The sequence below is a fragment of the Corynebacterium sp. HMSC055G02 genome (assembly GCF_001809065.1).
Taxonomy (GTDB): domain Bacteria; phylum Actinomycetota; class Actinomycetes; order Mycobacteriales; family Mycobacteriaceae; genus Corynebacterium; species Corynebacterium jeikeium_D.
The window spans coordinates 93,352-109,344 of record NZ_KV795653.1 but is presented as its reverse complement, the minus strand read 5'-3'; the positions used below and the strand labels follow the sequence as shown (position 1 = coordinate 109,344).

The window sequence follows — 15,993 nt, the reverse complement described above, 5'->3', positions numbered from 1 at the left end:
CGCAGCTGCACAAACAGTCGAGCGACCTAAACTAGGTTCTCCGTTAGGGCCGGGGTACAATGCCCCCTATGCCAAAGTCGAGACACGTACTAAAGACCACCCTCGCGGTGGTCTTTTTCATGTCTTCGATAGGCGCTACAACGTCGATTCACTCACCTTCGACAGCCGCTGCCGGCGAGCACAATGAGGTTGCAGCCTCCGTCTCGTCGGCAAGCGCCTGGCCGACTCATGAGGTGAGTCTGCCGCGCATGAACCTCAACGCCGAAGGGTTGATTGAGACTGACCCGCGCACGCAAATGGCGGTGAGCTACGAGCCGGTGGGCGTGGGGTACAGCAGCCAGGCATCGCAACGCCCGCTGCCGGCGCTATCCCTGATTAAGTTGTATATCGGTCAGTATGTGCTCGAACACGGCACTGCCGACGATGCCGAGCGCGTCGAAAAGATGATTTCGCGTTCCGACGACGATTTGGCCGCCGACTTTTACCGGAAGTACCCGGAATCGGTCGATTCCATTGCGACCGAGTACGGCCTGTTCAACACTTCCGGCGGAGAAAAGTGGGGAGTATCGAGGACCACCGCGGAAGATGTGGTGTCTTTTATTTCCCAGCTTCGTCTGAAGCATCCTAATTCTGAGGTGCTCGAGGCGATGCGACACTGGTCGCCGATTGCTGCCGATGGCTATCGACAGAATTTTGGTCTTGCCGGGCTGCCCGGCTCTGAAGGCGCGAAAATGGGCTGGTCCAACCGGCGTTCGTGGCACTCTTCCGTTGTTTTTGGCCCCGGATATGTAATGGCGGCCATTACCGAGGGCGGCAAATATGCACACACCGAGGACGTCGCTGAGGGGATTGCCGACGTCGAGTACCGGGATTTGGTGAAGCCCACGCAGAAGACTGGGCGCAAAGCCACTCTAGAAACGCCAAAGGCCCGTGCGGTAAGCACAGGCCTTTAAACGGGTTTGATCTAGCTAGTCGACAATGCGGATCGCGCCCTTATCCGCACTGGACGCCATCTTGGCGTATGCGCGCAGCGCCTTGGAGACCTTGCGCGGACGCGGCTTGTGCGGAGTAAATGGCTTATCGCGCTTGAGCTCCTCATCGCGACGAGCGGCCAGCTCCTCGTCGGACACCTGAATCTCAAGGCGTCGTTCAGCGACATCGATGTACACCGGGTCGCCGTTGCGGACGAGACCGATTGCGCCGCCGGCAGCGGCCTCCGGGGAAACGTGGCCGATAGACAGTCCGGAGGAACCCCCGGAGAAGCGACCATCGGTGACCAGTGCACAGACCTTACCCAGGCCAGCGCCCTTGATGAATGCGGTCGGGTGCAGCATCTCCTGCATGCCCGGGCCGCCGGAAGGACCCTCGTAGATGACAAAGAGAACTTCGCCCGGCTGCAAGGTGCGGTTCAAGATGACCGAGACAGCCTCTTCCTGGCTTTCTACGACGCGAGCGGTGCCCTCGAAGTGGAACTGATCCTCGCCGATACCGGCGGTCTTCAGGATAGCGCCGTCCTCGGCGATGTTGCCGCGCAGGACACACAGACCGCCTTCCTTCGTGTAGGCGTGGTCGAAGTCGCGGATGCAGCCATTTTCGGAGTCCGTATCCAGGCTCTCCCAGCGGTTGGATGTGGAGAACGGCTCGGTGGTGCGCACGCCGCCAGGGGCTGCGTGGAACAGTTCAATCGCTTCGTCAGTGGCCTTGCCGCCGCGGATATCCCAGTTGTCCAGGTGCTCCTCCAGAGATGGGGAGTGAACGGAGCGGACATTCATTTGCAGCAGGCCCGCGCGGCGCAGTTCGCCGAGGATGGCTGGAATACCACCGGCGCGGTGGACGTCCTCCATGTAGTAGTCCGAGTTCGGTGCCACCTTGGACAGACAAGGCACGCGGCGGGAAATCGCGTCGATGTCGGAGAGGTCGAAGTCGATCTCGCCCTCCTGGGCGGCAGCGAGAATATGCAGCACCGTGTTGGTGGAACCGCCCATGGCAACGTCGAGCGTCATTGCGTTGACAAACGCGTCGCGGTTGGCGATGTTGCGCGGCAGCACGGACTCGTCACCATCGTGGTAGTAGCTCTTCGCCAGGTCCACAATCAGTTCACCGGCGCGCGTGAACAAATCGCGACGCGCCTGCTGAGTTGCCAGGGTAGAACCGTTACCCGGCAGGGACAGGCCGAGGGCCTCGGTCAGGCAGTTCATCGAGTTTGCAGTGAACATGCCCGAGCACGATCCGCAGGTCGGGCATGCCGAGCGCTCGATGTCGAGCAGGTTCTTGTCATCGACCTTGTCGTTCGCGGATGCAGAAATAGCCGAGACGAGGTCAGAGCCGGGCTTGACGACGCCATCGATAACAATCGACGATCCCGATTCCATCGGCCCGCCGGAAACGAAGACCACCGGGATATTCAGACGCAGAGCCGCATTGAGCATGCCCGGCGTGATCTTGTCACAGTTGGAAATACAGACCAATGCGTCAGCGGTGTGAGCGTTGACCATGTACTCGACAGAGTCAGCAATAATCTCACGGGACGGCAGCGAGTAGAGCATGCCGTCGTGGCCCATCGCAATTCCGTCGTCGACAGCAATGGTGTTGAACTCACGGGGGACGCCACCGGCTGCGGTTACAGCTTCTGCGACGATGTCGCCAACGTCCTTCAGGTGCACGTGACCGGGAACGAACTGAGTGTAAGAGTTGGCAATTGCGATAATCGGCTTGCCGAAGTCGTTATCGGTCATGCCAGTTGCGCGCCATAGCGAACGCGCACCTGCAGCATTACGGCCGGCAGTGGTGACTTTAGAGCGAAGGGGAATCATGGGGGCTGCCCTTCCTAGATAGGGTGCAAGGTAATTAATTATCCATATTAATCACAAAAAGCCCCTAATGTCTCATTTCGTGGTCACTGGTGTCCGCATAATGAGATTTAGGGGCTTTGTGGACTGCTTATATGTTACTCGGCAGAGGCGTCACCTTTAGCCTTGGCATCAGCCTCAACCTCACTGACCTTCTTCATTACGGAGTGGCCATCGCGGTCGAAAACCTCGACCTTGTCATTTTCCGCCATACGAGCCGAAGCGATCGGATCTGGAATCAGACCGCCAGTGGCTTCCTTCAACTCCGGCAGCGAATTAAAAGAGATGGCCGGCAGGGCGATGCGCTCATCTGACTTGGTTACCGCAAAGGCGCGGCCGCCCTTGTTGAAGAAGATGCCCGCAAAATCGCTCCAGGGCACCGAACGGCGCTTGGACAATAGGTACACCGCAGTGATGCCGCGTGGCCCTACGGTGGTGCGTACTCGGAAAATCCAAAGCGTATAAATCAACGGTGCCAGGAAGGTAATGGCCAGCCACGGGGCAAAACCGGTGGCAATTACACACAGCACGAGCATGAACGCAACGATGAACAGATGCGTCTTCTGTGGGCGAAATCGCTGCGTCGCAAATTTTAGCTGTGGAGTCGAGTCAGTCATGGCCTTTGATTGTAGCGGGTAGTTCGGATTGGTTAATGCGCGGTAGGCAGTTGCGCGTTATTGCGCCCCGACCGAGTTTGGTTCTGCGTTGTTAGTGGAGTCTGTCGACTGTGATCCGCCAGTGTTCTCGTTGTCGGTGTTGCTCTGAGTAGAGTCTGGCTCGGTGGAGGTGGCGGTCGAAGGTGCGCGGTTCTGCGTGCTCTGAGGCTGCTGTGAAGTCTCGGACGGCTGATTCTGTGATGTCTGAGTCTGCTGTGAAGTCTCGGTGGGCTGCACACTCTGTGTGGTACTAGTCGGCTGGTTCGATGATTGCGGAGCTGACGACTCTTCCGAGTCCTCTTCCTGTGTCGTTACCCAATCGCTCCACCTGCTCGGTGCTAGCCATCCGGATGGGCCGCCCTCGGTCTCGACCGTCATGAGATTCAAAACGCCGAGGACAATTAGGGTTGCCAAGAGCATGATTGTCGAAACGCGAGCACGTCCACCTGCAGAGAGGATTCGCCGGATTTTCTGGCGCGTCGTGAGCGTCTTCCAGTCAGGGTGGCTAACCAGCTTGCGGATGGCGTTGTTGCTTCCGCTGTCCTCTTGCTCGCGTCGAGCATCATCGAGGTCAGCACCCGCATGCGGCAGGTCGGATCGCTCGTTCCCGTCTTGCTTATCGACGGTCTGAGTTTCCATCAGTTTGGTTTCTGCGGTATCCGGCTGGGCAGTAGTGTCCGCTACCGCTTCGACAACTTCGGTTGGAGCGCTGTCGCCGTCGTCAAGCTGTTGTTTTTTCTCTTGCTTAGCATCGGCCTGCCTGAGCTGTTCGATCATCGTGTCATCGCGGACATGACCGGTGATTTCTTCGGCGGGAGCAAACGGGGTCTGTTGGGCGCGCTCGCCGTAGTCATCCCACCAAGTGTCGATGACTGCGGCGCGGATGGCGCGCTCGATGAGCCATTGGTCGCCCGGTTTGCAGTCGACAATCAAGCGCATAGTGACGGTCCACGGCAGGCCCATAACCGTCGGCGGATTGAGCTCCGTGGAGGACTGCAGCTTGATCTCGGAGAGAACTGCATCCTTGACGGAGTCCAGTGCGATGGCACTCTTGGCGGCGGCGACAGTGCGCTCTTCCAGGTCCTTAATGGAGCCACCGGCGGTCATCGGTACGGGAACTTCAACAACAGCACGGGACCACTGTGAGGAGTAGTTGATACACATGCGTGCCTCGGAGTTCGGCACGATGATTTCCTCGCCGTTGAGGGTTCGGATCGTGGTGGCGCGCAATGTCATATTGACTACGTCACCTTGGACAGTGCCCGAAGGGGAGTGAAACTCTACCCAGTCTCCGATGCCGTACTGCTTCTCGGCGATGATGAACAGTCCGCCAAGGAAGTCGGCGATGACTCCCTGTGCGCCAAAACCAACAGCGGCGGAAACAACCGTCGCGGGGATAGCGGCGGCGGTCAGTGAGATTCCGAATTTCGACAGAATCGCGATGATTAAGACGAAGTATGCAATGACTTCGACGATGTAAACCACAGCGCCAATCAGTGCGCGCCGTCCCTTGGACTGCTCCTCTGAAGAGGAGATGTTTCCGTCCGCAATTGCCAGAACGAAACGTCGGATACGGGGAACAAGAATTAGCAGAATGGCCAGACATGCGATGGCAAGGCCGTTATTGGCCACCCATTGCCATGTCCGTAACAACATGTATTGCAAGAATTCCATGCCATCCACCGTAGGTCGTTCGCCTTAATATGCGCTGAGTTTAAAGGTAAAGAATTATGCATAAAGACGAGCTTTGGACTTGGGGCTTGTGGGGCTCGGGCGTGTAGGGCTCGGGTGTGCAGGCTTGGGTGTCCCCGGGGTCGTGGTCGGGGAGTTTCTGGGTAGAGTGATTCCCAAAGTTGGGGCGGGGTTCTCGTTGGAATCGGGTGGGTGCTCGGGGTGTGATACGAATGGCGTGTCCAATTGACGGGATTGACTTCTCACTATGTGGACGTTAGGGTTGTAGCCAACGCCACATTCGTAGCTTCTTTGCGTGAATGTGTGTTGAGTAGTTGCCCACCATGATCCAGGAGCGAAATCGTGAACGCGCACGAGCAGCACACCCCATCGCCCGCCCAATTCGCGGCTAAGGCGCGCACCAGCGCCCCCGAGCGAATTTCTGGTGCACAAGCCATTGTCCGATTCCTTGAAGAGCTTGGTGTCGAGGTAGCCTTCGGTATTCCCGGTGGTGCAGTGCTTCCGCTCTACGATCCGATTTATGACTCGGAAAAGCTCCGTCACGTCCTCGTGCGTCACGAGCAGGGAGCTGGCCACGCTGCCACTGGTTACGCGCAGGTTTCCGGCAAGGTTGGTGTCTGTATCGCGACTTCCGGCCCGGGTGCTACTAACCTGGTTACCCCGCTCGCGGATGCTCAGATGGACTCCGTTCCGGTTGTCGCTATCACTGGTCAGGTCGGTCGCCCGCTGCTGGGTACTGACGCTTTCCAGGAGGCTGACATCCGCGGTGTGACCATGCCGATTACGAAGCACAACTTCATGGTCACCGAAGCTGAGGACATCCCGCGCGCGCTCGCTGAGGCATTCCACCTGGCTTCTTCTGGTCGTCCAGGTCCGGTTCTGGTCGATGTCCCGAAGGACCTCCAGAACACGATGATCGACTTCACCTGGCCACCGGAGATCAACCTGCCGGGTTACCGTCCGGTGACAACCCCGCACCAGCGACAGATCGACGAAGCCGCTGAGATGATTGCTGCGGCAAAGCGTCCGGTGCTCTACATCGGTGGTGGCGTCATTAAGGCCGATGCTTCCAAGGAGCTGGTCGAGTTCGCCGAGCAGACTGGGGTTCCGGTCGTGACCACGCTGATGGCTCGCGGCGCATTCCCGGACTCGCACCCGCTGCACATGGGTATGCCGGGCATGCACGGCAAGGTGTCAGCCGTCGCTGCTCTGCAGAAGTCCGACCTGCTCATCACTATTGGCGCGCGTTTCGACGACCGTGTTACCGGTGATCTGAATTCCTTCGCGCCGAACGCGAAGGTAATCCACGCCGACATTGACCCGGCAGAGATTGGCAAGCTCCGCGAAGTTGATGTTCCCATCGTCGGCGATGCCCGCGAGGTCCTTGCCGCACTTAGCGAGTCCTACACCAAGCTCGGTCTTAGTCGCCCGCAGATTGCCGACTGGCTGAAGCTTCTCGACGGTCTCCGCGACGAGTTCCCCCTCGGGTGGGAAGAGCCCGCTGATGGTGCAATCGCTCCGCAGTTTGTAATTCAGACTCTGTCCGACATCGTTGGTCCAGAGGCCATCTATGCCGCTGGCGTCGGCCAGCACCAGATGTGGGCAGCGCAGTTCGTCCAGTACGAGAACCCGCGCACCTGGCTTAACTCCGGTGGTGCCGGCACGATGGGCTACTCAATCCCGGCTGCGATGGGTGCCAAGGCGGCTGCTCCAGAAAAGGAAGTCTGGGCCATCGACGGTGATGGTTGCTTCCAGATGACCAATCAAGAGCTGACCACCTGTGCAATGGAAGGTTTTCCCATCAAGGTTGCCTTGATTAACAACGGTAATCTGGGCATGGTTCGTCAGTGGCAGACGCTGTTCTACGATCAGCGCTACTCCAACACCAAGCTGCGCCCGGAGGATAACTCCTACCTGCCGGACTTCGTCCAGCTCTCCGAGGGGCTTGGCTGCGTGGCGATCCGCGTGACCAAGAAGGAAGATGTCGCGGCGGCGATTAAGAAGGCACGCGAGATTAATGACCGACCGGTGGTTATTGACTTCATTGTCGGTGAGGATGCTCAGGTGTGGCCGATGGTGGCAGCTGGCAAGTCCAATGATGAGGTCGAATACGCCCGCGGTCTGCGCCCGCTGTTCAACGATGAGAATTCAGCAGCTGAGGCCCCGGCTGACATCCACGGCACTGTTGTGGACAACGCCGAGGACGCCGCGAAGCAGCCCGACGCTAACCACCCGTCCATGAAGACCCGCTAATCGGGATCCGAAGCAACAGGAAGTGAGTCCCAAAATGGCTGAACTGCACACTCTATCCGTGTTGACCCTCGATGAGCCGGGTATTCTGGTCCGCATTGCGGGCATGTTCACCCGTCGAGGTTTCAGCATCCAGTCGATTACCTCGGGTGAAACTGAGACCGAGGGAGTCAACCGCATCACCGTCGTGGTTGAGACGGAGACGCTGCCGATCGAACAGATCACTAAGCAGCTGAACAAGCTGGTGCCCGTGCTGAAAGTGGTCCGCCAGCCCCCAGAGACCATGGTGTCGCGCGGACTGCTGATGGTGAAGGTTTCCTGCGACAACACCAATCGTCCGCAGGTAGTCGATGCCGCCAATCTCTTCCGTGCCCGTGTGGTGGACGTTTCTCAAGAGTCTGTCATCATTGAGGCGACGGGTGAGCGCTCGAAGCTTGTAGCCCTGCTGGAGGTCCTCGAGCCGTTTGGTATCCGTGAGCTCATTCAGTCCGGTACCGTCGCAATGGCACGTGGGCCGAAGCCGATGCTCCAGGCCCGCTAACAACTAAACGCTAAGATTTTTAACGAATCCGATTCGAAAAGAGGCTAACTTTAATGGCTATTGAACTGCTGTACGACGACGATGCTGATCTGTCCATCATCCAGGGACGTAAGGTTGCCATCCTGGGCTACGGTTCCCAGGGCCACGCTCACGCTCAGAACCTGCGCGAGTCCGGTGTCGAGGTTGTTATCGGTCTGCGTGAAGGCTCCAAGTCCGCTGTGAAGGCTCGGGAAGCTGGCTTCGAGGTTAAGTCCAACGCAGATGCCGCTGCATGGGCAGACGTCATTATGGTGCTGGTTCCGGACACCACCCAGGCAAGGGTTTACAGCGAGGACATCGAGCCGAACTTGAAGGACGGCGACGCGCTGTTCTTCGGCCACGGTCTGAACATCCACTTCGACCTCATCAAGCCGGCTGACAACATCACCGTCGGTATGGTTGCTCCGAAGGGCCCGGGTCACCTGGTTCGTCGTCAGTTCGTCGATGGCAAGGGCGTTCCGTGCCTGATTGCCGTTGACCAGGACCCGAAGGGCGAGGGCCGCGACCTGGCTCTGTCCTACGCTGCAGCTATCGGTGGCGCCCGCGCTGGCGTTATCCCGACCACCTTCGAGGCAGAGACTGTGACCGACCTCTTCGGTGAGCAGGCTGTTCTCTGTGGTGGCACCGAGGAACTGGTCAAGGTCGGTTTCGAGGTTCTGGTTGAAGCTGGCTACGAGCCGGAGATGGCATACTTCGAGTGCCTGCACGAGCTGAAGCTGATTGTTGACCTGATGTTCGAGGGCGGTATTGCCAACATGAACTACTCGGTCTCCGACACCGCTGAGTTCGGTGGCTACCTGTCTGGCCCGCGCGTTATTACCGCTGATACCAAGCAGCACATGCGCGAGATTCTGTCTGACATTCAGGACGGCACCTTCACCAAGCGCCTGATTGCCAACGTCGAGGGCGGCAACAAGGAGCTCGAGGACCTGCGCGCTTCCTACAACAACCACCAGATTGAAGAGGTCGGCTCCAAGCTGCGCGACCTGATGAGCTGGGTTAAGGTCGACGCTCGCGCTGAGACTGCCTAAGTTTGTTGCTTAAGCGAATCCCTCGCTTGTTCGCGAAGTAGGGCTTCATCACTGAGCTTCACCGCCGTGATGAGGCCCTTTTCGTATCTCTCTCACTAGTATTCTTTCACTGAACCGTGTGGGGTAGACGTGTGGAATAAACGTCTTAGCCAAAAGCAACTACTGCCAAACGGGTGTAGCCCCAGTCCTATCCGGGGTTCTAATCTGGGTTGAAAGGTCTCCCTCAACAAAGACGTTCGATAGTCTAATCGTTGAAATCAAATCATTTCACGGAGGTAAATGTGCGAGTATCCGCAATGACGCGGCGCGTGACGGCAACCGTTGCCCTGACGGTCAGCCTGGCGTTGGGGTCAAGCGCCTTGGTCGCGTGTGGAAATTCCGACAGCGCTGTTTCCACGAAGAAGGTGGACGCTGAATCGACGGTGCTTAGCGACGACATCGCAGCGTCGGAAAGCCTGATCGACAGTTCGGAAGCGGTTGTCGTTTCCTCGGCAGGCTCTGCTGAGCAGCGTAGGGCGGCAGGCATCGCGGTTGCTGCTGGTCTGCCGATGCTAGTGGCTGGTTCTGCCGAAGATGCGGAAGATGACAGTACCGCCAAGAGCCCGAAGAAGGATGCTCGTGGCCGTGATACCGGCGCCGATATCGCCGATGTGGAAAAAGAGATTGACCGCCTGGGCGCAAAGACAGTCCTTACTGTGGGGGCAGTTGACCTGACTGGGGAAGAGGGCCGTCAGATCATTGCGGATCCGGGTACGACCGATGGCCTTAAGGAGCTCGTCGGTACCGAGTTTAAGGTTCTCAAGGAGACGGAGTCGAAGCCGACTCGCGCTGTCGTTGAGATGGATCCGGAGAAGCCAACTGTCGTCGAGGGCGATGCAACGAAGGATGGGGCAGCCAACCAGGAGGCTCAGGATCGCGCCAGCGATGGGCAGGACGACAAGGGACAGGAGAGCGTCACCCTGCCGAAGGGATCTCCGAAGGAGGTCAAGGACACATTGGCACTGGCCGCACCGGGTACCGGTTTGGCCTCCATTGCTACGGCCCGTGCCGCTGGCCTGAAGGTCAGTTGGTTGCCGGTGGGCGACGCGCGTGCTACCTCTGAGTCGATTTCCGCTGCTCGCGACGGCGAGTCCCTGATTGCTCTGGGTAAGGTTTTCGGCGATAAGGACAAGTTTGATCAGTCCATCGAGCTTGCCAAAGATGACAAGGTTAAGGAGCTGCCAGGTGGAGGCACACTGCTGTTCCCCGGTCGTCATCTGATTGCAACGTATGGTCACCCAGGTGTCGCTCCATTGGGCGTGATGGGCGAGGATGATCCGGAGGATGCCGTCGCACGTGCGAAGGACTACGTCAAGCAGTACGAGAAGTTCGCTGATGACCCGGTACTGCCGGCCTTCGAGATTATCGCTTCGGTCGCGCAGGCTGACCCGGGTCCACGCGGTGACTACTCCGAGCCAGCTCCGGTTGAGACTCTGAAGCCGTACGTCGAGGCCATGACCAAGGCCGGCGGCTACGTCATCATCGACCTGCAGCCGGGTAGTGCAGACTTCCTGGACCAGGCCAAGTTCTACGAAGAACTGCTGAAGATGCCAAACGTCGGTCTGGCGCTGGACCCGGAGTGGAAGATGGAACCGGGGCAGGTTCCGGCGACCCAGGTTGGTCACGTTAAGGCTGAAGAAGTCAACCGCGTTGCTGATTGGCTGGCTGAGCTGACTCGTAAGAACAACCTTCCGCAGAAGATGCTGATGCTGCACCAGTTCCAGCTACAGATGATTCGCGACCGTGAGACGCTGGATCTGTCGCACCCGGAGCTCGCATTCGTTCTGCATGCCGACGGCCATGGCACCGCGCAGGAGAAGTTTGAGACCTGGAACGTCATGCTGCAGGATTTGCAGCCGGAGATTTTCGAGGCGTGGAAGAACTTCATCGACGAGGATCAGCCGATGTTTACTCCTGAGGAGACCATGAACATCGAGCCGCGTCCGTGGTTGGTTACGTACCAGTAGGTTATAGACCAGCAGAAATAAAAATATAACGCGAAATATTTGCCGACTTGAATGTCGGGGGCAACGGCGCTTACTCCCTAAACAAAGGGTAGTAAGCGCCGTTTTGCTTAGGTAAGTCCCCCCGTGTCTCACCCCCAGAGTTTATGATGAGACGTAATGCGCGTGCACGCTTTAGTAGTTTTCTTAAGTGACACCGCACATACTGCATAAACTTTTCGAGACAAACCAGGAGATGCTTGTGAGCCAGAACGCTCGCCCCGTTGTCCTCATCGCCGACAAGCTGGCACAGTCCACTGTGGACGCATTGGGGGATTCCGTTGAGGTCCGTTGGGTAGATGGCCCGAACCGCGCTGAGCTCCTGGCTGCGGTTGGTGATGCTGACGCACTTCTCGTCCGCTCCGCTACCACCGTGGATCAGGAAGTCCTCGAGGCTGCTCCGAATCTGAAGATCGTCGGTCGCGCCGGCGTTGGCCTGGATAACGTCGACATCGATACCGCTACCAAGCGCGGCGTCATGGTTGTCAACGCTCCGACCTCTAATATTCACTCTGCATGTGAGCACGCAATCGCACTGCTGCTGGCCACCGCTCGCCAGCTGCCGGCTGCGGACGCGTCCCTGCGTGAGGGGGAGTGGAAGCGCTCTTCCTTCAAGGGTGTCGAAATCTTCGGCAAGACCGTCGGTATCGTCGGTTTCGGTCACATCGGCCAGCTGTTTGCGCAGCGTCTCGCTGCTTTCGAGACCAACATCATTGCGTACGATCCGTACGCGAACCCGGCTCGTGCTGCTCAGCTCGGTGTCGAGCTGGTTGAGCTGGAAGACCTGATGGCTCGTGCTGATTTCGTGACCATCCACCTGCCGAAGACCAAGGAAACCGCTGGCATGTTCGATGCTGAGCTCCTGGGCAAGGCCAAGAAGGGCCAGATCATCATCAACGCTGCCCGCGGCGGTCTCGTCGACGAGCAGGCGCTTGCCGACGCAATCAAGGCTGGCAACATCCGCGGTGCTGGCTTCGACGTGTACGCGACCGAGCCGTGCACGGATTCCCCGCTGTTTGGCCTGCCGGAAACTGTTTGTGCTCCGCACCTGGGTGCCTCCACCGTCGAGGCGCAGGACCGTGCAGGTACCGATGTCGCTAAGTCCGTGCTGCTGGCCCTGGCTGGCGAGTTCGTCCCGGATGCAGTCAACGTTTCCGGTGGCGCTGTCGGCGAAGAGGTGGCCCTGTGGCTCGAGCTGGCTCGTGAGCTGGGTCTGGTTGCTGGCGGTCTGCTCGAGGGCGCTCCGGCTGCTGTTGAGGTCACCGCTCGCGGTGAGCTGCACACTGAGGACGTTAACGTTCTGGGTATGGCAGCAATCCGTGGACTGTTCTCTCTCATGGTGGAAGAACCGGTCACTTTCGTCAACGCTCCGCGTATCGCAGAAGAGCGTGGTGTGACCTTCACTGTCGAGACCGAGCCGGAGTCCGTCTCTCACCGCTCCGTACTCGAGGTCAAGGTCATCGGTGCTGATGGCTCCACCGCTACCGTCGTTGGTGCTCTCACTGGCCTGAACCGCGTCGAGAAGATTGTCCGTATCAATGGCCGCGGCATCGACATGCGCGCTCAGGGCCGTAACCTCTTCCTGCTGTACAACGACGTTCCGGGCGCTCTGGGTCGCGTTGCTACCACCCTGGGTGAGTCCGGCATCAACATCGAGGCTGCTGCTCTGTCTCCGCAGGAAGCAGATCAGACTGCCATCCTGGTGCTGCGCGTTTCCAAGGAGGTTCCGGAGGAGCTCGTCGGAAAGATTACCGAGGAGATCTCCGCTACCCACGCTCTGCAGCTCGAGCTGGACTAGTTCTGAGCGCCTAGGCGTTTTAGAGCTAGTCTCTAGCGCAGCTTCTACTGCATGAAAAAATCCCCTCCGCATGGAGGGGATTTTTGTTTCCCAGCTGATCTATGCAGCCGTAGCCCTACTGCCTAGCCCTTCATCGAGCCCTTCTCAATCATGTTGACGTGGAAGTCGAAGGCAGTACGCAGGTCGTGCGGGGTAGACATGCCCGGAGCGGTCTTCAGCGCGCGCTCGTAGTACTCCTCCAACAGTGGCTGGTACTCCGGGTGTGCAACGGAAATCATCTTCGCCACGCGGTCACGCGGTGCCAGGCCACGCAGGTCAGCGAATCCACGCTCGGTGATGATGACCATGGCGTCGTGCTCGGTGTGGTCAATGTGCGAAGCGAACGGAACGATAGTCGAAATCGCACCGTCCTTCGCCAGCGACGGCGAGATGAACGAGGAAACGAAGGCGTTACGGGTGAAGTCACCGGAACCACCGATGCCGTTCATCATGCGGCTGCCGTTGATGTGGGTGGAGTTGACGTTGCCGTAGATGTCGGCCTCAATCATGCCGTTGGTGGCGATTAGGCCGACGCGACGGACAACCTCCGGGTGGTTAGAAATCTGCTGCGGGCGCAGAATGATGTTCTCGCGGTAGCGAGCAGCCTCGTTGTTCATACGCTCGGCCGCTTCCGGAGACAGGGAGAAGGAGGTAGCCGAAGCGACGGTCATCTTACCTGCGTCAATCAGGTCGATCATGCCGTCCTGAATAACCTCGGTGTAGGCCTTGATGTTCTCAAACTTGGAGTCCAACAGACCCGCCATCACGGCGTTCGGAACGTTACCGACGCCCGACTGCATGATGTACTGGTCGTAAGCCAGGCGACCCGCGCGAACTTCGCCCTCGAGGAAGTCGAGGAAATGGCCGGCAATAGCCTTCGAGGTCTCATCCAACGGCTTGAACGGGGAGTTGCGGTCCGGCGCGTTGGTCTCGACAACTGCGACAACCTTGTCCAGGTTGATGTCGATGTAAGGGGTACCAATGCGGTCACCCGGGGCGTTGATCGGCACCGGCGTGCGGTTAGGCAGGTGCTGAATGCGGTAGATGTCGTGCATGCCCTCGAGTTCCTCGGACTGCCACGAGTTGACCTCGATGATGATCTTGTCAGCGTTGTCCATCCACTCGACGTTGTTGCCAACGCTTGACGACGGAACGAGGTGTCCATCTTCCGTAATACGAGTGACCTCAACAATTGCGGCGTCAATCGGCAGGAAGCCCTGCTCGATGTACAGCGCGGAGTGGGAGAGGTGGATGTCCTGGTACTTCGCCTTGCCCGAGTTGATGGACTTACGCAGTGCCGGATCGCCCTGGTACGGCATGCGGTAGCGGATGATGTCAGCTTCTGCCATCACGCCGTCACAGTCCGGGGCAGTGGAAGCGCCAGTGTAGATGTCGACAGCGAACTCTTCACCCTTGGCGTGGAGTTCCTTGCCGCGGTTTGCCAGCGCAGTCGGCAGAGCCTTCGGGTAGCCAGCACCGGTGAAGCCAGAGATGCCGAGGGCATCACCATGATTGATAAACTGTGCAGCCTCGTCGGCGGTCATTACCTTGCCGCGCAAACCGGCATGTGCGATGCGATCAGACATGTCATCTCCTAGATAGACTGTTCGACTTTAGTTTTGTCGCCTAACCTAGCATGCGCTAACAGTGTGTTGCCACACCCGCAGGTTGAGAAGTGATTTATGACACTCTGATCGCTTCAGCGGGTCGTTTATCGGCGCTCTTCCAGGGGCTTTGTTACAGCAATTCCCGCACTTCTTCGTCGGTCAGCATGGCATCCTCGAACGCTTGCAGTGTGGCCTCTGGGTTAAATTTCACACCGATGAGTACGACCTCATTGGATGGTGGGACATCGGTCTGCGCCCACATGACGGCAGGGGTGATTTTCAGGTTCGGCCCCGCCTGACTCCACACGTGGGCGACTTCGAGGCGGTCGGAAATCCAGCAGTGCCCCTTGGATCGTACGAGCCCCTTTGTGCCGCGGAGAGCCTTGATTAGTCGTTCGCGGTCGAAGGGTCGATTGCCTCGGAAAACAACCGAAGAAATGCCGTATTCTTCAGTCTCCGGCGTGTGGGGATTCGCAAGTTCTTCTGCATATCCGTGGAAAGTGGCCGCGGTACCTTCGTCGTAAAGCGATGCGTCGAGAATGGCAGAGGTGGCGATTTCGCCGTTAGTCACGCGGACGATGCGTGCGCGGGGGTTCATTGCGCGGATCGTTTCCTCGGTACCGCCGGTGAGCTTTTCGCCGGCGAGGTCGGATTTGGTGATGAGGATGAGATCGGCGAATTCCACCTGGTCGACGAGGAGGTCGGCGACCGTGCGTTCGTCGTCAGGCAGTGCGCGTCCCTGGCGGAGACTGTCGAGGAATGTAGAGGCGTCGACGAGCGTGACCATCGTGTCGATGGGGGCGATGTCGGCGAGGCGACGGCCGTCGTCGAATTCCCACTCGAAGGTAGCGGCGACTGGCATGGGCTCGGAGATGCCGGTGGATTCGATGACGATGTGCTCGAACTTGCCGCTGCGCGCGAGCTTGCCGACGTTTTCAACGAGGTCATCTCGCAGCGTGCAGCAGATGCAGCCGTTGGACATTTCGATGAAACGGTCCTCGCCGCGCTCGAGATATGTGCCTTGCTCGATGAGGGCGGCGTCGACGTTGACTTCCGAGAAGTCGTTGACGATGACCGCGATTTTGCGCCCCTGTGAGTTTGCCAGGAGGTTGTTGAGGAGGGTGGTCTTGCCGGCGCCCAGGAATCCGGACAGGACGGTGACGGGAGTGGTCTCGGTGGTGCTATCAGAAAATTCGGTAGAAGTCACCCGACAAGATTAGCGTACTGAAAATGATTATCAATAACTACTGCGCGAATTGAGCTAGGCGAGGGGTCGTAAATGTGTCGTACGGCTTATTGTCAGACAGTTGTGACGTAGGGCATAAAACGGTGTTGTAGTCGGCTTTAGTGTCGCGTGAAGTGTGCCTAAAATGGGGGCGCTTTCGGGCATCTGAATGAAAGGCACTAACCGCTTCGTTGATAGGGTTGGGGGTGTGCTTTGGTGTTCGA

General features: G+C 58.6%; 11 protein-coding genes. 6 read left to right on the top strand and 5 right to left on the bottom strand.

Translation table 11 applies throughout. The annotated features are described in order from the left end of the window. The first annotated feature begins 68 nt into the window (after nt 1-68). On the top strand, nt 69-953 hold the full coding sequence (locus tag HMPREF2547_RS05605) for a hypothetical protein (RefSeq protein ID WP_241482424.1): 885 nt from the start codon (nt 69-71) through the stop codon (nt 951-953). A gap of 15 nt (nt 954-968) precedes the next feature. On the opposite strand, the gene ilvD is transcribed toward HMPREF2547_RS05605, so the two are convergent. From ilvD to HMPREF2547_RS05590, 3 genes are all read right to left on the bottom strand, one after another. Continuing rightward, on the bottom strand, nt 969-2,813 hold the full coding sequence (ilvD, locus tag HMPREF2547_RS05600) for a dihydroxy-acid dehydratase (RefSeq protein WP_070429318.1): 1,845 nt from the start codon (nt 2,811-2,813) through the stop codon (nt 969-971). 134 nt (nt 2,814-2,947) lie between these two features. Further along, a complete protein-coding gene (locus HMPREF2547_RS05595; protein WP_049172102.1) occupies nt 2,948-3,466 on the bottom strand; it encodes a PH domain-containing protein in 519 nt (172 codons plus the stop codon). Between the two features lie 57 nt (nt 3,467-3,523). Then, nucleotides 3,524-5,179 (bottom strand): mechanosensitive ion channel family protein, encoded by a 1,656-nt coding sequence (locus HMPREF2547_RS05590; RefSeq protein ID WP_070605135.1) that lies wholly within the window; start codon nt 5,177-5,179, stop codon nt 3,524-3,526. 360 nt (nt 5,180-5,539) lie between these two features. On the opposite strand from HMPREF2547_RS05590, the gene HMPREF2547_RS05585 reads away from it, so the two are divergent. The 5 genes from HMPREF2547_RS05585 (at nt 5,540) to serA (ending at nt 12,898) form a co-directional block, all read left to right on the top strand. After that, entirely contained in the window at nt 5,540-7,450 is a 1,911-nt protein-coding gene (locus HMPREF2547_RS05585) for an acetolactate synthase large subunit (RefSeq protein ID WP_070605064.1), read from the top strand. 34 nt (nt 7,451-7,484) lie between these two features. Beyond that, nucleotides 7,485-7,988: an acetolactate synthase small subunit gene (gene ilvN / locus HMPREF2547_RS05580; RefSeq protein WP_048735338.1), complete on the top strand. Its 504-nt coding sequence runs from the start codon at nt 7,485-7,487 to the stop codon at nt 7,986-7,988. A 53-nt stretch (nt 7,989-8,041) separates the two neighbouring features. Then, the gene (ilvC, locus tag HMPREF2547_RS05575; RefSeq protein ID WP_049194075.1) at nt 8,042-9,058 is read left to right on the top strand and encodes a ketol-acid reductoisomerase; all 1,017 of its coding nucleotides are present in this window, start codon (nt 8,042-8,044) and stop codon (nt 9,056-9,058) included. Between the two features lie 281 nt (nt 9,059-9,339). Next, entirely contained in the window at nt 9,340-11,064 is a 1,725-nt protein-coding gene (locus tag HMPREF2547_RS05570) for a hypothetical protein (protein ID WP_049194074.1), read from the top strand. Nucleotides 11,065-11,302: 238 nt separating this feature from the next. Continuing rightward, nucleotides 11,303-12,898 carry a phosphoglycerate dehydrogenase gene (gene serA, locus HMPREF2547_RS05565; RefSeq protein ID WP_049190146.1) on the top strand — a complete coding sequence of 532 codons (1,596 nt, stop codon included), beginning with the start codon at nt 11,303-11,305 and terminating at the stop codon, nt 12,896-12,898. Nucleotides 12,899-13,020: 122 nt separating this feature from the next. On the opposite strand, the gene HMPREF2547_RS05560 is transcribed toward serA, so the two are convergent. Both HMPREF2547_RS05560 and HMPREF2547_RS05555 read right to left on the bottom strand, forming a co-directional pair. Further along, nucleotides 13,021-14,523: an acetyl-CoA hydrolase/transferase family protein gene (locus tag HMPREF2547_RS05560; RefSeq protein WP_048735346.1), complete on the bottom strand. Its 1,503-nt coding sequence runs from the start codon at nt 14,521-14,523 to the stop codon at nt 13,021-13,023. A 151-nt stretch (nt 14,524-14,674) separates the two neighbouring features. Next, nucleotides 14,675-15,751 (bottom strand): GTP-binding protein, encoded by a 1,077-nt coding sequence (locus tag HMPREF2547_RS05555; RefSeq protein ID WP_049172106.1) that lies wholly within the window; start codon nt 15,749-15,751, stop codon nt 14,675-14,677. Nucleotides 15,752-15,993 lie beyond the last annotated feature (242 nt).

Excerpts from the sequence above, each read along its gene's own strand:
- ilvC (WP_049194075.1), top strand. The coding sequence starts at position 8,042 with ATGGCTATTGAACTGCTGTACGACGACGATGCTGATCTGTCCATCATC.
- HMPREF2547_RS05590 (WP_070605135.1), bottom strand. The coding sequence starts at position 5,179 with ATGGAATTCTTGCAATACATGTTGTTACGGACATGGCAATGGGTGGCC.
- ilvN (WP_048735338.1), top strand. The coding sequence starts at position 7,485 with ATGGCTGAACTGCACACTCTATCCGTGTTGACCCTCGATGAGCCGGGT.
- ilvD (WP_070429318.1), bottom strand. The coding sequence starts at position 2,813 with ATGATTCCCCTTCGCTCTAAAGTCACCACTGCCGGCCGTAATGCTGCA.
- HMPREF2547_RS05605 (WP_241482424.1), top strand. The coding sequence starts at position 69 with ATGCCAAAGTCGAGACACGTACTAAAGACCACCCTCGCGGTGGTCTTT.
- HMPREF2547_RS05560 (WP_048735346.1), bottom strand. The coding sequence starts at position 14,523 with ATGTCTGATCGCATCGCACATGCCGGTTTGCGCGGCAAGGTAATGACC.
- HMPREF2547_RS05595 (WP_049172102.1), bottom strand. The coding sequence starts at position 3,466 with ATGACTGACTCGACTCCACAGCTAAAATTTGCGACGCAGCGATTTCGC.